Below are 19,693 nucleotides of genomic sequence, written 5' to 3'. Positions count from 1 at the left end.
GGAAAGTGAACGGGCAGCGAGGCGAGATCGGCTTGGCGCAGCCGATTCCTGTGCCGGAGGCTGCCGAGGGCTCCTCCGCGCCGGAGGCGGGGGCGCTCTTCCTCCTGCTGCTGGAAGACGGCACGGACGAGATGCGGGCCGCGATGGACGAGCAACTGGACGCCGTCGCCGCCTGGTGGGTGAAGGCTCCCCCGGACGGCCCGGGATTCACGAAGGTCGAACCGGAGTACCCGCCGGCCAGCCGGCACGACGTGGAGCGCTTCCTGGCCGCCTCGCGCATCCGGGAGGTAGAGCCCGGTGTTCCGCTGGTGCTGTACGTGACCGGGCACGGGATCACGTCAGCGGCGGCGACGCACTACGCGGTGCTCCGCGACACCCGCACCGAGCGGCTCCTCGCGACGGGACTGAGGACCACCGAGATCATCGCTGCCGCACTGGACTCGCTCTCCCAGGACGTTCTGGTGATCGTGAACATGTGCGAATCCTCGGACGTCGGCCCCGAACTGCTGGCGATGGAACGGGACCTGACGGACCGCACGGAGTCCGCGACGCTCCACGTACTGGCGACCGCGGGGCCCAGACGCAAGGTACTGGGCGGCGCGTTCGCGGCGATCCTCCGGGAGGCGTACGAACTGCTGCGCTCCAGCGAAGAGATCACCCGCCCCTTCCTGACGATGGAAGAGTTCAGCGGAGCCCTGAGGCAGGCCACCCGGACCATCAACGAGCGGGAAGGCCGCAAGCTGGAGGGGCCCCGGGCACTCCTGCCGGGCAAGCAAGACGTCCCGACCGCGACGCTGCCGAACCCCGGATACCGGATGGTCGCGGCGGCCGTGGAGCCGGGCCGGCAGGAAGTCGCGCCGACGCTGGAGCACCTGGACTACTGGCTGGAGAAGGCCAGCGGCCGCCCCACCGCCGCCGACGTCGGCTGGTACTTCTCCGGACGCAGGCCGCTGAACCGGGACCTGGCCACGTTCTTGCGGGGTCCGGCCGCCGTCATGGTCGTCACCGGTATCGCCGCCAGCGGCAAGTCGGCGATCCTCGGCCGGGCCGTGACCCTCGGCGACGAGGGCTTCCGGCGCTCCGACCGGTTCGCGGCCGCGGTCCGCCACTGCCCGCCGGAGACCGTGCCCGACGAAGGCTCGGTAACGGTGGCGGTGACCGCCCACAACCGCGATCCCCTGGACCTCCTGCGGGCCGTCGCCACGAAACTGGGAGCGAGCGCGGATCCGGCCGGAGGCACCGACGCCCTGCGCAGGTGGCAGGCCGGGCTGCGGCTGTTCCTGGGGACTCCCGGGCCGATGGTCACGGTGGTCGTCGACTCGCTGGACGAGGCGAACGACCCCGTGGGATGCGTACGCAACGTCCTGGTCCCCCTGGCCGGCCGCCACAGCGGCCACGGCACGCGCCTGGACCGTGTTCCGCCGCAGCCCACGGACACCACACCCCCGGGGCGCGGTGTCCGGCTGGTGGTCGCCGTCCGCAGCAGCAGCCCCGCCGACGACACCTCCCGCGGCGAGGACAGCGAACATGAACTGCTGTCCGAACTCAGGACGTCGTTCCCCGCAGTCACGATCCTGCGCACCGACCTCGAAGGAATGCGGGAGGACATCGCCGGGTACGTCCGCGCCCTCCTGGACGGCGAGGACACCTGGCGGGGCCAGGACCTGGACGAGGTCTCACAGGTGGTGGCGGCCGCGGTCGGCCGGTCCTTCCTCGACGCCCGGGTGGCCGCGGAGCAGCTCAGGACGGGCGGGCCCGCACTCCTGGGCGACGCGTGGTGGCTGGACCGGCTGAACACTGGCACGGTAGGGCTGCTCGCCGCGGACCTGGACAGGGTCGCGGAGGACGGACTCGGGGCCGAGGAAGCGCTGGCACTGCTGCGCGCGACCGCGTTCGGCCTGGGGCGCGGCATTCCGTGGGGGGAAGTGTGGCCGGCGATGGCGGCAGTGCTGCTCGAACGGTCCCTGGAGGGAGCCGACGAGAAGATTCGCACACTGCTGGGCGGGCGTCTGGCCGGGTATCTCACCTACGACAGTGAGGACGACCGTCGTGTCTACCGCCCGGCGCACGACAGGCTGGCAGCGGTCTTGAGGCGCTGGCCCGCGGGCGGCGCCATGGGGGGAGGGGGGACCGGAAGTGACGGCTGATCATGAAGGTCAGGCGGGGGAGCCGACGGACGAACCGGGTGTGCACGCACGGATCGCCGAGGCACTGGCGCAGCTGATCGCCAGAGACGGGGAGACGCCCCCGCCGCCGTACGTGCGCCGGTACCTGGCCAGTCACGCCCAGCTCGGAGACGCGCTCGACGACGCCCATGTCCCGGCGGAACTGCTGCCCTGGGCGACGGGAGCCGGAATCCGCGGAATGCTGGCCGCATCCGGGGCGAGGGAGCCGGGGTCGTGGCTGGAGGCCTGGGCCACGGTCGAACCGTACCTGCACCGGGCGGACGTGCCCTCACGGCTGGCCAGTCTCCAGCTCGCCTACGCCGGCCTGCGCTTCCCCCGGGTGCCGCGGGCCCGAATGCCCGCCGAAGTGGCATCGCCCCCCAGTTCGAGGCTGGCCGTCCTGTGGTCCCAGTGGACCCCGCCCGTCAACGTCCTGGCCAAGGTGGCCGTCCCCGTCCACTCCCTCGCGGCCTGGACCACCCTGGAAGGCCGCCCCCTTCTGGCGGCGGGAGACGAACACGGCGGCATCGAGATCATCGACCCCGCCGACGGAAGCGCGGTCGGCGAACGCATCACCGCACACGAAGGCCTGGTGTGCCGCCTGCTCAGCGGAACCCGGCCAGGCCAGGGACCGGTACTGGTGTCCGGCAGCGCCGACGGCGCGGTCCGCGCCTGGGACCCGGTCCACGGATCGCTCATCGACCAGATCCGCCGGCCGGCCGGCATCTGGATCGACGACCTGAGCGCCTACCGTGACGCCGAGGACGAACTGGCCGTGCTCGCCGTCAACGGGTGCGCCGAAGTGGTGCGCTGGAACGAACGCATGGGAGCCGAGGACCTCCTGGCCTTGCCGGGGGAGACGCCACGCGCCGGCAAGGTCGCCCTGACCACCTTCGAGGACGGGACGGGCAGGCGGCTGCTCGCCATCGCCGACGGGACGTCGCTGACCTTCAGGGACCCGGAGGACTGCCGGCACACGGCCGCGGCCTTCGACGTGCCCAGCCCCGTGCGGGCCCTGACCGCCACCACCCGGGCCGGCCAGGTGGCCGCGGGCCACGCGGACGGGACCGTCACCCTGTGGGGGACCGCCGGGAAGACCGCGACCCTGGACGCCGGCGCCGGCCCCGTGACCGGCCTGGCAGCCCTGGCCGTCGGCTCCCGCCACCTGCTCGCCGCCTGCTCGGCCAACGACATCGCCCTGTGGAACACCGAACAGACCGGGCCGGCAGCACTGCTGAGCGGCCACAGCGCACCCGTGACCGCCCTGACCCGCGTCACCGTGAAAGGCGGCGACGCACTCGCCTCCGCATCCCTGGACAACACCCTGCGCCTGTGGGACCACCAGGCCCTGGACGCGGCCCTCGACGCCGGCTCGCCCGCACCACCACGCGTGACCAACGGGGTCCTGGCCCGCGACGACCACACGAGTTCCCCCTGGTTCGCCCTCAGCGGCCGCCATCCCGGCATCGACATATGGGACGTGGCCGGCGGGACCGTCGTGACCAGCGTCCCCACCGAGGCAGCGCCCGCCGCCGTGGCCTGGGCACGACGGACACAGGGCCGGACCCTGCTGTGGGCCGGCCCGGACCACGGCATCCGCATGTGGGACGCGGGTACCCGGACCCACCTCCCGGACCCGCTCGAAGGCCACATCATGCGCGTGCGGGCCCTCGCCCCTCTGACGACCGCAGACGGCCGCCACCTGCTCCTCAGCGGCTCCGACGACCACACCGCCAAACTGTGGGACCTGGACGACAGCAGCCTGCTGTGCGACTGGCACGGCCACGACCTGCGCGTCCTCACGGTGGCCGCGGCCACGGACCATCACGGCCAGGACTGGTACGCCACCGCCGGCGCCGACGGCACCGTCCGCCTGTGGGACATCGAAAACGGCGCCCTGCGCCGGCCTCTGCGGTGCATGCAGGGCCGCATCCACACCATCGGCATCAACCCCAGCCCCGCCGCCGGCCTGCCCCCACACCTGGCCAGCGCCGGGCAGGACGGTACCGTCCGCCTGTGGGACCTCCTCGAACACCGCCCGCTGAACGAGCCGCTGACCGGTCACACCAGCGCCGTGCGCGCCCTCGCCCTGTGGACCCTCGACAGCCTCGGCAGCTTCCTCGCCAGCGCCTCCGACGACGGAACGATCAGGATCTGGAACACCGCCAACGGTCACTGCCTCCTGCTGCTCGCCACCGGCAGCCCCGTCCTGACCCTCACCGCCCACCCCTCGGCCAGTCCCACGCGGATCGTGCTCGCCTTCGCCGGCGAAGCCGGCGCTGCCACGCTCGAACTCGAACTCGGCGAACGCCAGCGCAAGACCCCCTGACGTCATGCGCCCCCTGAAATCTCTCGTGCGCCCCCAACTGATCGCACCAACGGCTCGCTTCAGTCGCACCAGCGCATAAAAATGATCGTTCGGCATGTGCCAACGACCAGCACGCAGCGAGACCCCCGCCCAGCCTGCACGCCGCGCGACCACACACCGGCTCTCTCACGAACCCGGCCTGTTCGGCGACCCATGCCGGCAACAGCGAACCGACGAGCCACGAGCGTTACCGGCGCGCACCCCCTTGCCGGGCGCGGCCGGAGCAAGGAGCAGCCAGATGACCACGGACAAGACCCCACCGGGCGTCAGCCTGATCCAGGCTCCCGAGCGTGGCATCTGGCGCCTGGGCAAGGCGAACGAACCCCTGAAGTACGAAACGATCAGCATGGAAGACGCTTCGCACGCTGGAGGCAACCGCTGGAGCCTGGTGACCTACGGAACGCTCTACTGCGCCACGGACCACGACGGGTGCTTCGCCGAGGCCCTGGCACCCTTCCGGGTCCACCCCACCATGCTCGAAGACGTCCAGGAGGACTGGAAAGGCACCTCCTACATGCTCCCGGGCCAGCTGCCACGGGACTGGTCCACACGCCACACCCTGGTCCGCTTACAGCCCGTCAAGGAAGCGCGCTTCCTTGACGTCGACGACGAAGGCACCCTGGAAGCCCTCTCCCGGGAACTCCGCCACGAACTTGCGGCACTTGGAGTACGGCGACTGACCACCGCGCACGTCCAGGGATTCAACCGGCGCATCACGCGCCAGATCTCCGCGTGGGCCATCACCCAGCGCACCGGCCCGTCCGAGAAGGAACGCCTCATCCACGGCATCGCCTACCGGTCCCGCTTCGGCCTGCGCCAGTGCTGGGCCGTCTTCAGTGACGTCGAGCTCAAGCAGGAAGAGTCCAGCCTCGTCTTCCCCGAGGCGGAAGCCCTGCGCGAGGTCGCTGACGAGTACGGACTCAAGATGCTCTGACCACAGGCCCACCCGTGTCCACAGGCGCCCACGCGCCCACGCGCGTTGACGCGCCCACCCGAAACCCACCGGCTTGCCTACCGGAAAGTCCACCGGGAAAACAACCTGCCCGCCTGTAGTCCGAACGGAGGATTTCTTGCCGAGTTCGCCGGCGGGAAGGCCCCGTACGCCGCTGCGAACCGGGGAGTCCGACCAGGTCAGCTGGCAATTGCCGTTCCAAACGGCACTGTTGACGGGTGATGAGCAGAGGTGCCGGTTCTTGCTAACAGGTGGAGTTAGGTAGTGATAATGGGTAATCTGAGTAGGACCGACGAGGAAGATGTAGGGGGAAGCATGATCACGAAGAGTGCCTTCTTACCGCCGGGCTGCCTGACGCCCGTCCTGGCACTGCCCGCCTGGGACTTGATTCCGATCCAAGCCGACAGGCCTGACGCCGCCCTCGCCCGCGGCCTGGAACCCCTCGGTCATCCGCGCACCGGATCCCATCCGACCGGGAAGCGACGATGCTGAGCGCCGGCCTGTAGCCGGCGCCACACACCCCGCAGAGGTCACGCTTCCCCGCGGGGCAGGAACATCAGAAGCGTTCACTTGCTCGCCGTGACCGAGCGTCCATGCGATCGTCCCTCGCAGCAGCATGCGACAGCCTGGTCCTGTGCGCATTCCATGCACCCACCGTCCGACACGTGACCGCCACCAAACTGGCGCGTAGTCAGGGCACCGAGGGAGACCACGCCATGCCCATCGAGACCACCACAGCTGCCAGCAAGAGCGACCTCAGCGCCGGACGGGCCCACGTCACCACCGTGCGCATGCACATCAGCGAGATCGCCCGCTTCCTCCAGGACAACCTCGGCCAGCGACTGACCGCAAGGATCGCCGGCATCAGCGACCCCAAGCAGGTCGGCAAATGGGCCTCGGGCAATACCACCCCGCGCCCGGAGGCCGAGGAACAACTGCGCGCGGCACTGCAGGTGTTCCAACTGATCCAGGACGCTGAAAGCGTCTACACCGCACGCGCCTGGATGATCGGAATGAACCCCCAGCTCGAAGACGAAGCCCCCGCACTGTGCATCGCCGCCGGACGCCGTCGCGACGTCATGGTCGCAGCACGCGCGTACGTGGACGGCAGCTGACGAGCGGGCGCCTCAGCCGCCGATCCCACCCCTCGGCGCGACACCGGTCGGCTGGTGGCGCTCGCGCGCAACTACTGGAGCGGCCGCCCGTCGGTGGACTCGGCCTCCGCGCTGCTCCAAGTACCCCACCGGCGTTGAGCGTCCTCCCGCTGGGCGGCGACACTGGGTATGGCAGCGATGGCCTCGGCGGATCGATTCTGTCTGATCAGCATTTTGGCGAGGTCTGTGGCGGCGCTGAGTCCGGCATGGGGCCGGAGCAACTCGATTGCTTCGTCCAGTCTGCCGTCCTGTGCCAGCAGTGAGGCGATCGTGCTGTCCCGCTCGTCCGCATCCAGGTCAGGCATCGCCTCGACCTCCGCGATGGCTTCGCGGCAGCGCCCGGTTTCCCCCATCAGCCACCATCGGTTGGACGGAACCCAGTGCGTCTCTTCGAGGAATTCCGGGCTGCACTCGTCCAGGAGCCGCAGTGCCCGTTCGTGAAGTCCGTGGTCGACGAGCATGAGCACCGCTGGTTGCAGAAGGCCGTCCCAGAGGTTCTGGAAGGTGGGCCGCACCGCCTCCAGGGCCTCGTCGATCCGATGCTGCCCGGCCAGCAGATTCATGAGGAGGTACTGGCCGTTGCGCGGGCATTCGGCCGTGGTGATGAATGCGCGCAGCATCGCCTCGGCTTCACCTGCCCGCCCCGCCCCCTCCAAGATCCTCACCAATGGAGCCAACGCCTCGCGGGCGTGGCCACCGGTGGCCGCCTGGCGGAGTTCCTCGATCCGTCCGTGCCGGGCGAGGAGCTCCGCGTAGGACGCGACCGTGTTCCGGGGACCGTACCGGCGAGCGGCCACGTCCGCGCCGAGGATCTGTATCGCCTCCTCGACCCGCCCCGACCTCTCCAGGACGGCAGCCTGCAAGCCCAAAGCCTCCCAAAAGGAGGAGCATCGTCCTTCAGCCTGGACCCGCCTGGCCTCCTCCGCGAGCGGGACGATCAGTTCAAGGACCCGTTCGTCCTTGCCCTGCCCCTCGGTCATCTCAACCAGGGAGGCCGGCACCCGCGCATCCCCCAGGTGAGGTTCGAGCACCGTGATCGCCTCGTCCACCCGGCCGGCTTTCACCAGAACCTCGGCGTAGGCCCGGCACACCTCAACTGCCTGCCACGTCGCTCCGTCCGGGCGCGCCAACGCCAGGGCGTCCTCGACCCGGCCCCACCGGAGCAGGATGTCGGCACCCGCGGAAACGGCAGGCAGCCAGCCGGTATCCGCGAACGGCTTCATCAACGCCCAAGACCGTTCGAATTCCTCCGTGGCACACAGCTCACGCACCGCCGCCTGTGCGCAGAACCAGTCCCCACGCTCGTCGGCGGCCCGCACCACCAGTTCCAGATGCCCACCGCCCACAAGGCAGTCCACCACCTGCGGGGAGACTCCACCCCAGTTGCTCGCCTGCCACTGAAGATCGTCAACGTTCACACGGCCAGCCTAGAAGCCACCTAGACCTCCCGTAGGCCCGGCCTCTCGGATGTGAGGAGGGGCGCGGCCGCCGGTGCCGTCCCAGACGAGGCCGAGAGCGACGGCCCATGCCTTGATCTGCCGGTAGTCGTCGGCTTGCGCTTGCCCGGTGCGTATGGCGGGGGTGTTGCGGACGGCGTAGGCAGGCAGGCGGCCCTCGCTGAGGACAGCACGCGGCAGTGTGGCCTACACAGAGTGAACCCTCGGCGTCCTACGCCGCCGGACGCGATCTCCGCGAAGCGGTCCGTACCGGTGGAGTCCCCGTACTCCACGGCGCAAGCCCACCCCCCGTTCTCCCCGACCTTCACGACTCCGTCGCCGCGTGTGGGACGCCTCCCATGCGCACAGCCAGTTCCTCTGGGGACACACCACGTGCGAAGACCATGCTCTCCAACTGGCCGTCCAGAGTCGCCAGCCACTTGATCCCATCAGGCAAAGCACCCCCACCACTGGTCGACATCACCCCTGCCAGGTGGACCTGGCGAGCAGGGCGATCACTGACGCAGTGCGCGGGCTCACCGACTGGTCCGGGTCTGTGATCATGGGGGCAGTGTTCCTTCGCCCGTGAGGTGATCTTTTGACGTTGGTGGCATTGCGTCCGTACGCACTGTTACCTCGGCAGTACGACGAGCGGAAGGTCCTGGCCTCCACGGTGGATGCGTGGGGCCGGACCCTCTGGCTGATCTGCCCTGATGCCCGCTTCCCTTCCCGCGAGTTCGGGAGGGCCGTCCCCGCACCGCTGAGCATGCCCTTCGACGCCCTCCTCGTCATATCTGACGGGGGCAGGTTCCGGGAGCGGATCCTGCACGGCGTGGCCGTGGACCCGACCACGCTCGATGCCCTTCCGTACGGCGGGATCGTCCTGCACGGCCACGGCCGGCCGGGCGAACGCAACGGCCAGGTCTTCGACCGTAGCGGCCGCCCCGTGCGACGGTTCGCCCTGGGACACCGGCTCCTGCACCTGCAGGCGGACCGCCGGGGCAACTTCTGGACCGGCTACGCCGACGAAGGCATCTACAGTGACGACCCCGTGAGCGCACAAGCGCTGGTCCGCTGGGACAGCAGGGGCAACACCCTGGAGGACCTGCGCCCCGCGGAGCTCTACCGCATGGTGGCCGGGATCAACGCCCTCAACGTCACCGATTCGGTGGCGTGGGCCGCCTACTGGCCCGGATCGCCCCTCGCCCAGAAACGAGCCGGCGAACCATGGCGCATCCGGACGCTGCCCGTCACCGACCCGTACGCCATCGCAATCCGCGACGAGTACCTGCTCCTCCTGGGCGGCCACGAACGAGGCGCGGATGCTTCTGGCCGGCGCGGGCTACACCTGTGCCGCCTGACCGGCGACGGAGCGGTGATCGTCGAACGCTCGCAGCTCACCTGGCCGAACGGCGATCCCGTCAACCGGTATCCCCGGCCCGTCTGCCGCGGCCCGCACCTGTACCTGCGCAGCCGCCGCACCACGAGGCAGTGGTACGTACTGACCGTCCCGGGCTGAGGCACACGCCGGCATTCGCCGGACCCGTACTTGTCATATGCCTACCGCCGACTGACGTGGCGGGTTTACGGTGACGGCTACCGGTCCTCCCCGGCCCGGCGCCCCTCCCGGCCTCCCCACGGGAGGGCCGCCGCGCGCCCGGGCGCGGGCACAGACGTCGGCCGTCCACAGGTAGGCGCCGCCGCTGATGGTTCATTTGCCGGACGGCTTGGGATGGGGCGGGGGAGGGTGTGTGGAGGAGCCAGGGTTCCGTGTGCTGGTGACTGCGGTGGGAGACCGGAAGACGGAGGCGCTCCGCGCGGTCCGGACGGTCACCGGCCTCAGCCTCTGGAACAGCAAACTCCTCCTCGAAAGCGTGCCGGTAGCGGTCACGGAACCCGGCTGGCTGGAAGCCGCGGATGATGCGGCCCGCGACCTTCAGGACGCGGGCGTAGAGGCGGCATTGCTGTGCGACTGGTGCGACCGCACCATCACGCGGGAGGCGATTCCCGTCGACCCGGGCCCGTGCAAGGGGCCCTGGCCAGCCGGAACCTGTCGGGCGAGCTGCCCGCCGGGCACCGACTGGGCGACCGTCCGTTAGGGCGTCGCCCCGATGATATTTTGACCGGAATCGTGGGAGGGGCTGGCGGATCCGTGGACAGTGAATTGCGGCGTGCGGTCGTCGTGACGCTCGGCGAGCTCGGACGAAGCGATGACTGGCGTGACCGGGCGGATGCCGGTCACAGCCTGGCAGGGTTCGCCGAGATGCCGGAGGCCGTAGAACCGCTGCTGGGGCTCGTGCTCGATTCGCGTGACACCTTCGTCACCCGGCGCACCGCGGAGGGCTTGCTTCGGCGAAACGACAGGGCCGGACTGGCGATTGTCGCGTCCGCACTGGCAGTCGCCAACGACAACCACGCCGATTGGATCCACACCGCAGTCGTCGATGTCTTCAGCTTCTTCTCGGAAGATCTGCACGAGGCGCTACGGCTCTGCGAGGAGATGTCAGGCGGCACGGACGATCGCGTCGTCCGGGGAGCCCGTCGGCTGCACGAGAGTCTGGCAGAGATCGATCCTGCTCTTCGCCCCTCATAGTGGGGGCGACCGCGGTCGTGAGAGTGCGGATTGTCGACGACCGGCCGGACCAGCCCGAGCCGGTGCGGGCGTCGGCGGGGCTGGTTCCCCCCGGCTCAGTCCAGGCGGGTGCCCTGGAGGATCGGGGCGGCGATGGCTGCGGCCTGCTCTGGGTGCGGGGTGCCACATCGACGTACTCGCCCGCGTTCTCCAGGGGCCGGCCCGGCTCTGAGGCGCTCCGTCATCATGGGTTGGTGACGACATGGATGCGCTGCCACTGGGACGAGGAAGACGTCTGGTTCTACTTCGAGGTCGACGCGGACAGTTGGGTGACCCGGCAGGTCGAGCTCGCAGGGCCTGAGCTGACGCCGATCGCGGCCGCCTCCCTTGCCGAGTGGCAGCAGGCCTACGACACGGGCCGCCCCGACGAGTACGACAACCGGTTCGGGATCACAGCGGAACTGCCCGTCTCCGAGTGGGAAGGCCACGATCCGGAACAGCTGACCTCTGACGAGTTCGAAGTCGTCTGGGACTCCGCCCGTCGACAGATCGCAGCCCGGCCGTCATGACATCGGCGGAGTGCCCCTCCGGCGGTCCGTACGCTGATCCGTACGCTGATCCGTTGTGGAAGGCGCTCGCACAGGCGCACTCCGGGAGCACTTTCCGCACCGTTGACGGCCTCGCCTCATGCTGGTCAGGGTCACCGTGGTCTCCGCCCCGCACGAGCAACGGCAGCGCCAGCGGTCGGTGGTCTTCCCCGGGTAGGTTTCCAGGGGCTCGAACCCCGCCGCGCGCGCCTCGGCGGCGGCCGTCGAGGGATCGGTACGGCCTCCGGCTCGGGGGCACTTCTTGCAGCCGGCCGTTCCCGACCGGACGAAGGCCAGGCGTGTGGTGACCTCGTTCCCGCAGGAACAGCGGCAGCGCCACGGGTCCGTGGTTCGGCCGGGGTAGTTCTCCAGTGGCTCGAACCCGGCCGCGCGCATCTCGGCGGACGCACGCTCGTCGTTCGCCGAGTTGAAGGCACAGAACCTGCATCCGCTCGAACCGCTGTTGACGTTGGCGTACGTGGGAGTCGTCTCGCGACCGCACGAGGTGCAGCGGCACAGCCACGGCGTTCCGCTCCCGGGGTAGGGCCCCAGCGGCTCGAGTCCGGCCGCGCGCATCACCTGGCCGGCCTTGGGCGCGTTCGCCGCGACCCGTTTCGCCTGCGCGGCCCTTGTCCGGCAGACCCGGCAGCGCTGTCCCGCGTTCCGGACGGCGTTGAAGGTCGGGCGGCCTTCGTGCCCGCAGGTCGTGCACCGCGAGGGCCAGGTCGCGTTCGTACGGCCGGGGTAGGGCTCCAGCGGCTCGTATCCGCAAGCCCGCATCTCGGCGGCCGCGGCGTCCGCGTCGAACAAGAACGCGGCACGGGGCCGGCCGCCGACTCGGGGCGCGTAGGGCTCCTGGGTGTTCCGGGTTTCCTCCTCCACCATCGCCCAGAGCTCGGCCGCCGAGACACGGTCGGCGGAGCAGGTCTCACTCCAGCCGTTCGGCATGACGTCCTTGGTGAGGAAGGGGCTGAGCCCGGCCCCGCGCAGGCGGTCCAGCACGGCCTGCTCGACGTCGTAGGCGGCCGCGCCGGTGGTGAAATCGCGGGCCTGATGGAGTTGCCATCCCCGGCGTTGGTGCTGGACGAGGCGGGAGGTGTGGCCGGTGCAGGCGCCGATACCGATCTTGACCGCGTTCCAGCGCCGGTGGGTGATCACGTAGACCTTCGACGGTCCGGCGAGGTCGATGCCGTGTGTGGCACACATCCGGCATCCCCTGCCGGTGCGGACCCCGGTCAGGCGCAGGTGCACCTCGTGCCCGCTCGGGCAGCGGCAGAGCCAGCGCTTGTCACTTCCGGGGTAGGGCTCCAGCGGCTCGAATCCGTGCGTACGCATCTCGGCCGCGCATGCCCGGGGGTCCAGCGGTGCGCTGCCCGCGCAGTGTCCGCAGCCGTACCCACGCCCCTTGACGCCGGAGTACATGGGCCTGGACTCCTTCCCGCACGTGGTGCAGCGGCAGCGCCAGCCCGCGGAGGCGCCGGGGTAGGGGACCAGCGGCTCGAATCCGTTCGCGCGCATGAGGGCGCAGGCTTCCTCGGAGTCGACGCGGCGGGCGGCGCCCCGCCGCTGGTATCCCTCGGACCGGCAGACGGGGCACGGGTCGTATCCGCGGCGAACGCTTGACGCCCGCACCCGGACCTCTTCACCGCATGCGGGGTGTCGGCAGTTCCACGGCGCTGCGGCCGCCCGGTAGGGCTCCAACGGTTCGTATCCGGCCGCCCGCATCAGGGCCTCGGCCTCGGCGGCGTTGTCCTTGCGCTGCCGCTCCCCACGGGCCTTGCGGTTGCAGGCGGCGCAGCCCGACGCCGTCCCCGCTTTGATCAGGGTGCGAATGGAGGACAGGCGCCGCGTACCGACGTGCCCGCACCCGGTGCAGCGGCAGGGCCAGGGCATCCCGCTGCTGCGGTACGGCGTCAGGGGTTCGAGACCGACCGACCGCATGTCCGCCTCGGCCCGCTCGGCTCCGCCGGCACGCTGCTGGAGGACGGCCCGGCGGCTTTCCTTCGCGCACTCCCTGCAGCCGACCCTGCCGGTACCGATGTACTCAGGTCTGGAGGTGACGACGTTTCCGCACGCCAGGTGCCGGCACCGCCACGGCGCCCCGCTGCCGGGGTACGGCTCCAGCGGTTCGAACCCGGCCGCCCGCATGACGGCGGTGTGCTTGGCCTCGGCGGCCTCACGACGACGGCGTCCTCCCTCGGCCCGGCCGCATGTGGGACATCCGGAGGTCCTTCCCGTGAGGAACCGGTGGGGGATCACCTCGACCTCATGCCCGTTGGGGCACAGGCAGCGCCAGGGGGGTACGGCCGGTTCCCGGGTAGGGCTCCAGTGGCTCGAATCCCCGAGAGCGGATGCCCCCTTCCGGATCGTCGAGAGGCATGGATCGGGGCCCTCCCCGCCGGGCTGAATGTGGCTCCGGATGGGTCGTCAGGGAACGTACAGGGGCGGGCCGTGCGGCCACGGGGCCCTCTCCTTCGTCGCGAGGCCAGGGGTGGGCACGATCCCACAGGCCACTGACACGGGACGTGAGCGAGACCCCGGACGCGGGCAGCGACGGGCCTGGCCCGGCCTGGCCCGGCCTGGCCCGGCCGGTACTCAGCCACCTGCCGGCCCCTGGACCTTGCCCCGGCCACGGTTCACGCTGCCGCTGCGGTGAACACCCGGGGGTGGGAGACTCCGGCCCGGCTTCCGTGGAGCCGGTGGGCCAGGCGCAGTTGTACGCCGCCCGCTCTTACAGGCGAAAGGCGCACGGACTGGGGGAGTGACTTGTCCAGGGGGCCTGTTCAGATGGTGTTGTAGTCCTTGGGTTCGGTGCCCGGGATCGGCGTGTTGGAGATCACGATGTACGCCTCCGCGTGGGGGCTCTGCGTCTTGATGAGCTCGAACTGGTCCAGTTCATGGGTACAGAACCGGCGAAGGAGGGCCTTGAGCTGCTCCACCTCTTGGTCTGTCAGGCTTTCGCCCGTGCCAGTGGTCTGATCGTCGTCCATGAGGGCAGGGTATGCGTCCCGTCCCAGGCACCTGGACTATCCCTTATCCGCTGCCGGCCGACCCGCGGAGCGGGCTTTCGTCCTCGGGGCGGTTCCTATGAACCGGGCGGGAGGCCGGAGCGGCGTACCGGAGCGGGGTACCGGCAAGATCATCGCAGTAGACCGCTCCTGGTTCTTCACTCTGTACTTCGACGCCACCGGGACCGGGCTCTCGGCGTACTGCGGCGTCAAAACGAGCATCCCTCGCAGGAGGACGGTCAGAAGCTCCAGCTGTAGAGCCCGCCACCGGTGTTCACCGCAGACGCCGCGAGCCGGGCAACTCCCCGGAGGACCGCCGGCAGGTCATCGTCGGTCATGTCGTCCCCGTCCTCGGACCGGAGGCGCGTGGTCCAGCGGCCGCCGAGCTCTTCCAGCTCGGCGGAGCTCGCGTTGGCCAGCGCCCGGGTCAATCGCTGCGGCAGAGCGAACACCTCGACGCCGTCGTTCACAGGGGCAGTGACCCACTCCGGCCACGCCCACCCAAGGAGCTGCTCAACCGGCGGGGCCTCGGTCGAAGGCTCCTCGAAGTACATGTCCCATTGCGCGATGGCACTGTCCGGCTCAATGAAACGGCAGGTCACTGACTCAAGAGCCTCTCCAGGTCCTCCCAGGCGCGTCGCAGCAGCGGTCTCGTCGTCGGGGGCGAGGAAGAACACTATGTTGCTGGCCACCTGCGCTGATGGCGCCCGCCGAACTGACCCGGGTGATGGCCATCGAAGCCAGTCGACATCTGTCTCGAACAGTGACATGAGGCTGAAACCCCGCGCTGGACTGTACGGCCTCTGTCAGTGGCGTCCGTCAGGATGCCCCGGTCAGCATCGTGATCAGGAGAGACCATGGGAACTTGGGACGTCGGCCCCTTCGACAACGACACCGCGGCGGACTTCGGCGGTGACCTCGATGAAGTGCCTGCCGATGAACGTCAGGGCATCGTCCGTAGAGCTCTCACTCGTGTGATCGACACCGCGGCTTACCTCGAAGCACCCGAATCCGAGGTAGCCGTAGCAGCAGCCGCACTCGTTGCCGCGCAGTGCCCCGGGGGTGAGCCGGCCGATCCCGTCTACGGGCCGGAAGAGCCCCTCCCGGATCTCACCGGCCTACGCGATCTCGCCCTTCAGGCCCTCGACCGCATCATGACCGAACCATCCGAACTGATGGACCTCTGGGCCGAGTCGGACGGCGCCGGCCCCTGGCGCGCGGAAATCGGCCTCCTGCGGAGCGTGCTCCTGCCACAGCCTCCGGGAGAACAGCTCAGTCTGGCCTGACCCACCGCAACCGCTACTCGAGTCCTACCCGGATGCCGTCAGACGTCTACGAGGCCGTCGCTCGTCGGGACCTGGGTGCCGCGCGTCCGGCGGCGCTTGACGAGTAGAACAGCGGTGCGTGTGAGGACCATGGCCAGGGCCATGAACACGAAGGCGTTCGAGTAGACGTCCTGTGCGCTCAGCTTGTTCTCGATGCTGAACAGGATGACGTCCTGCGCGAACCAGTGCTCGGAACCGTAGGCGAACAGCACGCGGGAGGCGGACATCAAGGTCCAGACGATCGCATAGGCGATGCCGCCCTTGGTGTAGACGTCACCGTTGGGGGCTCGGTGGGCGGGCAGCAGAGTCGCGGCGATCAGGCCGCAGATGACTCCCGCACCGATACCGGCGAGTTGGAGCCAGGGGTCGTTTCCTCCCAGGGGGAGCGTGCGGACGAAGAGCGCGATCACGACCGCGATCGCGATGATCGAGCGCAGCAGCCGCATGTTGGTGATCTGGCGGGTACCCAGGTCGGTGGACAGGATGATGACCAGGATCACCCCGCTGGCTATCAAGGCGGTCAGGAACGGGCTCATGGGGCAACCCCTCTTGTCGATGGGTACGGGGTGCTTCGCGGCTCTCCCGGATCTTCTGTTCCCACGCTAGGCAGTGGGAGGGGTGGACCTGGACAACCGACCGATGGACCGGCTGTCCACCGACAGGTGGACACGTGCGGTCGGCGGGTGAGGCGTAGGGCGGCGGCGGCGAGCTTGCTTGTTCGGGTATGGGCTCGTGTGCTCGCGCTCTCGCGTGCCTGGCCGAGAGGGGGATGGTGCAGTCTGGGGAGATGAGACCCTGGAGCACCTCCACCGAGCGCGGCTTGCGGCGTCTGCTCAACGCGTGGGATCCGATCGGTGTCGCCGACGCCGTGCAGGACGAGTACGACTGCATGCTCGCCCCGCTGCTCGGGCAGCTTCACAGTGGCGCAGGCCCGACGGAAATCGCCGAGTTCTTGCGGCATGAGCTGGCGGACCACTTCGGTCTCGACCCCTCGGGCCCGCGGCCGGACGCGATGGCCGCGCGGATCGTCGCCTGGTGGACGCCCCCTGGCGGGGAAGACGGAACCGTCGGCGGATAGCGGCGACCGCATGGGTTTTCGGAACCCGCGCTCTGACGTCAGACTCCTGCGGCCGACTGCAGCCGGGCGGCCCGGTCGAAGGCAGCCTGGACTGGGCCCGGCCGAGCTTGCCTGGGAAAGGCTGGAGCGCGACATCGTCCGCTTGAACGCCGCGTACGGGCGAGGCCACTGGACCGCCTTCCGCCTCAGCGTTGGCTGAAGGTGTTGCCGGAGTCCTCGGCCGTGAGTGCGAGGACGAACCGCCGCACGAGCTCCCGAGCGGGTTCCTGACCGGTCACGAGCAGGTCGCGGACCACATCCTCCCCCGGTGCCCACGGAACACCGCGGCGGCCCAGACGCACCGTCACCCGTGCGGGCTCCGTACGTACCGGCGTGATCGCGAGCACTACGCGGTCCCCGTGTTCGGGACCTGTCCGGTCCGCAAGTTCCCGGGCCAGCAGCCGGGCGGCTGCGTCCACAGGCTTCTCCCAGCTGACGTCCGTGCTTGCCCTGAACAGTTCGGCGTCGTACTGGGCCGCGTCGAAGTGCAGGTCGGTGGGGAGCGGAACCCGGTTGTCGTGTGTGTTCTCCCACGACGTCCAGAGCACCCGGTCGCCCTGGCGCCGGATGGTGACGAAGATGCCTCCGCAGCAGTCGGTGACACAGTCGTTGTTGGACAGCTCGACCCGGCGCGGTTCGTCCGAGGCCGCGAACGGCCAGCCCTCGGCGGGGCCAAGCACATGCCGGCTTGAACAGCTCGACATGCCGTCCGGGTGGATTTCCGCCAGCAGGTCCCGGCCGTCGACCAACGGACGCACCTCCGCCCACCCCTCCTCGATCACCTGAGGGTGCTGCGGTATGACGAACCGCAGTCCGAAACTGCTGACGGGTGCGAGGTGGTCCATGAAGGCAATGATCGCCTACCAGTACCTCGACGACCGAGCGCGCGAACAGCAGCTCCGCGACCACCAGGACCTGGCCGTCCTCGACGCAGACCTCGACCACATCCGGCACCGCTTGTGAGCTGAACCCCGCGGCAGGAGTGTCCGACGGTGCGACCGGCGGGCATCCGGCGTTGTCGGTTCCTGGTGTTAGCGTCGCCACCATGGCAAACCGTTCATACCTCTACTCCGCGGACTCGATGCCGAACGAGGCGCAGATTCCCCAGCGGATCCGGTGCATATCCGAGCACAACTGGGACATCCCGCTTGCCCACAAGCTCATGGTGGGGCGCGGAACGACGGTCGTTCCGTCGATGATCTGGAACCCTCCGATCGGCATCGCCGCGGACTACGCCGACGGGGCGGCGCTGCTCCGCGACCTCCTGCGCGCGGTCGGCAAGGGCCTGGAGGACGACGCCGAATTCGCCGAATGCGTGGCCAGGACCACGGCCCACCTCGAGAAGCAGCAGGCGAAGTACTTCGTCCTCGAGACCGGTGAGATCGTCTCCATGTCCGGTGACGATCCGGCAGCGAGCGTGCGGCGTCTGGCGTCCGACGACATCCCCGACGCTGTCGCCAACGCCGAGGCGGCGATCGCCGGCCAGAACGACGACTGGCTGGCCTCGGTCCGAGCCGACTGGCAGAAGCACTTCGCGTCCTTCTACAGCGAGGCGCTCTACTTCTCCTTCCCCGGCTGACAAGTCCGCGCTTCGCCTCCGCGCTTCGCCTCCGCGCTTCGCCTCCGCGCTTCGCCTCCGCGTGGGGATCCCACGACGTCCTGGACGCGATCTTGGTCCGCCCGGACGCGGACCGGACCGGAGCGGGCCTCGGCTCCGGTACACCACGGTGTACCGGAGCTGCGTCATGTCCGGACCGTGACCTCGTAGCGGCCAACTCGGACCGGGCAGAGCCTCGGATCGGCCTCGCGCATCGGGTCCGAGGCGGTTCTAGCCGCCGCCTTGGAAGGCCCACAGCAGGAGCGCCAGCGCGCACAGCACGAAGGTGGCCAGGTGCGCGTAGATCAGGGCGATCAAGGCGCCGGCCCCGCCCATGACCAAGCCGCGGGTCCGCGTGTTCCGGTGGGCCGAGGGCCGCCAGGAGGCCGTCACCAGAGCCAGGGGAATGACGTACGGCAGGGCCAGCCACGCAACGCCGTGGATGATCGGGCAGGAGCGGTAGCCCCACGCACCGCCCAGTACAGCCGCCACGGTGAACAGGGCCGGAGCCAGCCACCACGGCGAGTGCCGGGTCCGTTCGGGCGGAGGGACCAGGGCAGAAGTCGTTCTCATGCCCCCATTGCACCGCCCGCCCCGTGGCCCCGGCATGGGCGTACGTACTCAGTTCGCCTGGTCCGCGTACCTAACTGCCGTGCGCGGGGCCGCACGTCGCGGCGCCTTCGGCCGTCGGCAGCGTGACCAGTCGCCGTCGACGGCCCATCGCCCGCTTCACATCGCCCCGATACCTCGATGCCTCGCGGGCTGGGCCCCGATGCGCACCCGTGCGTGTTCCGTTTTGTTTTCGGATGGATGCGGCAACGGAAAGTCAATAGTGGAATAGTTCATTCCGAAACTTTAAAGTAATTGCGGAATTGACTATTCCGATTGGTGTAATGAAATTACCTGCAGGTAAGGTTGCGTTCGCGCACCACATCGGTGTGCAGATTCTGGGTTGACCGCCAGAATCAACGTGAAAATATATGGGGGATTTCATGCGCCGGATGAAGATGGCCGCAGCATGCGCAGCACTGGCAGTTACCGCGGGTATCGCCTTCGCTTCCTCGGCTTCGGCCAGCCAGAAGGAAACCGAGCCGAACAAGGAGACCACCGCTGCCGCATTCGCCGAGGCGGCGAACCGGCCGGACAAGCTCACGGAGACCGAGTTCACCACGAAGGCGTGGGCGTCCGTGGCCAAGAAGGCGGCCGGATCCTTCGCCGGCTCCGCGGCCTGGGATTACGTCAAGGCCAACACCGGCCGTGACATGCAGCGACTCGCGGAGAACCGTAAGGGTGCCTTCATCCGCGGTGAGGTGGCCGGCACGGACGTCCACACCAATGTGAACTTCTCGCGCGCGTTCGACTAGTCAGTGGCCCTCTTGGTGGCGGGCGTCCCCGTACGGGACGCCCGCCAC

Annotated in this window: 19 protein-coding genes; 12 read left to right on the top strand and 7 right to left on the bottom strand. The window is 69.5% G+C overall.

Annotated elements, in window-relative coordinates:
- Nucleotides 1-5 precede the first annotated feature (5 nt).
- From ABZZ17_RS19745 to ABZZ17_RS19730, 4 genes are all read left to right on the top strand, one after another.
- Nucleotides 6-2,147, top strand: a complete 2,142-nt coding sequence (locus ABZZ17_RS19745) for a hypothetical protein (RefSeq protein ID WP_356877582.1) — start codon at nt 6-8, stop codon at nt 2,145-2,147.
- Between the two features lie 40 nt (nt 2,148-2,187).
- Complete coding sequence (locus ABZZ17_RS19740; RefSeq protein ID WP_356877581.1) at nt 2,188-4,494, top strand: WD40 repeat domain-containing protein; 2,307 nt, start codon at nt 2,188-2,190, stop codon at nt 4,492-4,494.
- 277 nt (nt 4,495-4,771) lie between these two features.
- Nucleotides 4,772-5,467: an RES domain-containing protein gene (locus ABZZ17_RS19735; protein WP_356877580.1), complete on the top strand. Its 696-nt coding sequence runs from the start codon at nt 4,772-4,774 to the stop codon at nt 5,465-5,467.
- Between the two features lie 683 nt (nt 5,468-6,150).
- Nucleotides 6,151-6,600, top strand: a complete 450-nt coding sequence (locus ABZZ17_RS19730; RefSeq protein WP_356877579.1) for an XRE family transcriptional regulator — start codon at nt 6,151-6,153, stop codon at nt 6,598-6,600.
- A 71-nt stretch (nt 6,601-6,671) separates the two neighbouring features.
- Here the strand turns inward: ABZZ17_RS19730 and ABZZ17_RS19725 are convergent, their stop codons facing one another.
- Complete coding sequence (locus ABZZ17_RS19725; protein ID WP_356877578.1) at nt 6,672-8,057, bottom strand: hypothetical protein; 1,386 nt, start codon at nt 8,055-8,057, stop codon at nt 6,672-6,674.
- Nucleotides 8,058-8,682: 625 nt separating this feature from the next.
- On the opposite strand from ABZZ17_RS19725, the gene ABZZ17_RS19720 reads away from it, so the two are divergent.
- From ABZZ17_RS19720 to ABZZ17_RS19705, 4 genes are all read left to right on the top strand, one after another.
- Complete coding sequence (locus tag ABZZ17_RS19720) at nt 8,683-9,594, top strand: hypothetical protein (RefSeq protein ID WP_356877577.1); 912 nt, start codon at nt 8,683-8,685, stop codon at nt 9,592-9,594.
- A gap of 253 nt (nt 9,595-9,847) precedes the next feature.
- A complete protein-coding gene (locus tag ABZZ17_RS19715) occupies nt 9,848-10,174 on the top strand; it encodes a ribosomal protein L7/L12 (protein ID WP_356877576.1) in 327 nt (108 codons plus the stop codon).
- Nucleotides 10,175-10,227: 53 nt separating this feature from the next.
- Nucleotides 10,228-10,668, top strand: coding sequence for a hypothetical protein (locus ABZZ17_RS19710; protein WP_356877575.1), 441 nt, complete (start codon nt 10,228-10,230; stop codon nt 10,666-10,668).
- Between the two features lie 245 nt (nt 10,669-10,913).
- Complete coding sequence (locus tag ABZZ17_RS19705; RefSeq protein WP_356877618.1) at nt 10,914-11,216, top strand: hypothetical protein; 303 nt, start codon at nt 10,914-10,916, stop codon at nt 11,214-11,216.
- On the opposite strand, the gene ABZZ17_RS19700 is transcribed toward ABZZ17_RS19705, so the two are convergent.
- The 3 genes from ABZZ17_RS19700 to ABZZ17_RS19690 form a co-directional block, all read right to left on the bottom strand.
- Nucleotides 11,211-13,382, bottom strand: a complete 2,172-nt coding sequence (locus ABZZ17_RS19700) for a hypothetical protein (RefSeq protein ID WP_356877574.1) — start codon at nt 13,380-13,382, stop codon at nt 11,211-11,213. The two genes, ABZZ17_RS19705 and ABZZ17_RS19700, sit on opposite strands and share 6 nt — an antisense overlap.
- 635 nt (nt 13,383-14,017) lie before the next feature.
- Nucleotides 14,018-14,224 (bottom strand): hypothetical protein, encoded by a 207-nt coding sequence (locus ABZZ17_RS19695; protein WP_356877573.1) that lies wholly within the window; start codon nt 14,222-14,224, stop codon nt 14,018-14,020.
- 257 nt (nt 14,225-14,481) lie between these two features.
- Nucleotides 14,482-14,934 (bottom strand): hypothetical protein, encoded by a 453-nt coding sequence (locus tag ABZZ17_RS19690; RefSeq protein WP_356877572.1) that lies wholly within the window; start codon nt 14,932-14,934, stop codon nt 14,482-14,484.
- Nucleotides 14,935-15,099: 165 nt separating this feature from the next.
- Between ABZZ17_RS19690 and ABZZ17_RS19685 the strand changes: the two genes are divergently transcribed.
- The gene (locus ABZZ17_RS19685) at nt 15,100-15,528 is read left to right on the top strand and encodes a DUF4259 domain-containing protein (protein WP_356877571.1); all 429 of its coding nucleotides are present in this window, start codon (nt 15,100-15,102) and stop codon (nt 15,526-15,528) included.
- Between the two features lie 38 nt (nt 15,529-15,566).
- Here ABZZ17_RS19685 and ABZZ17_RS19680 read toward each other — a convergent pair whose 3' ends face one another.
- Nucleotides 15,567-16,103, bottom strand: coding sequence for a hypothetical protein (locus ABZZ17_RS19680; RefSeq protein WP_356877570.1), 537 nt, complete (start codon nt 16,101-16,103; stop codon nt 15,567-15,569).
- Nucleotides 16,104-16,354: 251 nt separating this feature from the next.
- Here ABZZ17_RS19680 and ABZZ17_RS19675 point away from each other — a divergent pair, with 251 nt between their 5' ends.
- Nucleotides 16,355-16,645 (top strand): hypothetical protein, encoded by a 291-nt coding sequence (locus tag ABZZ17_RS19675; RefSeq protein ID WP_356877569.1) that lies wholly within the window; start codon nt 16,355-16,357, stop codon nt 16,643-16,645.
- A 185-nt stretch (nt 16,646-16,830) separates the two neighbouring features.
- On the opposite strand, the gene ABZZ17_RS19670 is transcribed toward ABZZ17_RS19675, so the two are convergent.
- The gene (locus ABZZ17_RS19670; protein WP_356877568.1) at nt 16,831-17,529 is read right to left on the bottom strand and encodes a hypothetical protein; all 699 of its coding nucleotides are present in this window, start codon (nt 17,527-17,529) and stop codon (nt 16,831-16,833) included.
- A 200-nt stretch (nt 17,530-17,729) separates the two neighbouring features.
- Between ABZZ17_RS19670 and ABZZ17_RS19665 the strand changes: the two genes are divergently transcribed.
- Nucleotides 17,730-18,263, top strand: coding sequence for a hypothetical protein (locus ABZZ17_RS19665; RefSeq protein ID WP_356877567.1), 534 nt, complete (start codon nt 17,730-17,732; stop codon nt 18,261-18,263).
- Between the two features lie 249 nt (nt 18,264-18,512).
- On the opposite strand, the gene ABZZ17_RS19660 is transcribed toward ABZZ17_RS19665, so the two are convergent.
- Nucleotides 18,513-18,854, bottom strand: a complete 342-nt coding sequence (locus ABZZ17_RS19660) for a hypothetical protein (RefSeq protein WP_356877566.1) — start codon at nt 18,852-18,854, stop codon at nt 18,513-18,515.
- Nucleotides 18,855-19,282: 428 nt separating this feature from the next.
- Between ABZZ17_RS19660 and ABZZ17_RS19655 the strand changes: the two genes are divergently transcribed.
- Nucleotides 19,283-19,645, top strand: coding sequence for a hypothetical protein (locus tag ABZZ17_RS19655; RefSeq protein WP_356877565.1), 363 nt, complete (start codon nt 19,283-19,285; stop codon nt 19,643-19,645).
- Nucleotides 19,646-19,693: the final 48 nt, after the last annotated feature.

This window comes from Streptomyces sp. NPDC006512 (assembly GCF_040611935.1).
GTDB lineage: Bacteria > Actinomycetota > Actinomycetes > Streptomycetales > Streptomycetaceae > Streptomyces.
Note: the sequence above shows the minus strand (reverse complement) of the source record. Positions and strands in the feature narration are given on the sequence as shown.

Bases quoted from the DNA above. Each gene is read 5' to 3' on its own strand.
- ABZZ17_RS19695 (WP_356877573.1), bottom strand. From the start codon at position 14,224: ATGGACGACGATCAGACCACTGGCACGGGCGAAAGCCTGACAGACCAA.
- ABZZ17_RS19685 (WP_356877571.1), top strand. From the start codon at position 15,100: ATGGGAACTTGGGACGTCGGCCCCTTCGACAACGACACCGCGGCGGAC.
- ABZZ17_RS19735 (WP_356877580.1), top strand. From the start codon at position 4,772: ATGACCACGGACAAGACCCCACCGGGCGTCAGCCTGATCCAGGCTCCC.
- ABZZ17_RS19675 (WP_356877569.1), top strand. From the start codon at position 16,355: ATGAGACCCTGGAGCACCTCCACCGAGCGCGGCTTGCGGCGTCTGCTC.
- ABZZ17_RS19655 (WP_356877565.1), top strand. From the start codon at position 19,283: ATGAAGATGGCCGCAGCATGCGCAGCACTGGCAGTTACCGCGGGTATC.
- ABZZ17_RS19700 (WP_356877574.1), bottom strand. From the start codon at position 13,382: ATGCGGGCGGCCGGGTTCGAACCGCTGGAGCCGTACCCCGGCAGCGGG.
- ABZZ17_RS19705 (WP_356877618.1), top strand. From the start codon at position 10,914: ATGCGCTGCCACTGGGACGAGGAAGACGTCTGGTTCTACTTCGAGGTC.
- ABZZ17_RS19680 (WP_356877570.1), bottom strand. From the start codon at position 16,103: ATGAGCCCGTTCCTGACCGCCTTGATAGCCAGCGGGGTGATCCTGGTC.
- ABZZ17_RS19670 (WP_356877568.1), bottom strand. From the start codon at position 17,529: ATGGACCACCTCGCACCCGTCAGCAGTTTCGGACTGCGGTTCGTCATA.
- ABZZ17_RS19665 (WP_356877567.1), top strand. From the start codon at position 17,730: ATGGCAAACCGTTCATACCTCTACTCCGCGGACTCGATGCCGAACGAG.
- ABZZ17_RS19660 (WP_356877566.1), bottom strand. From the start codon at position 18,854: ATGAGAACGACTTCTGCCCTGGTCCCTCCGCCCGAACGGACCCGGCAC.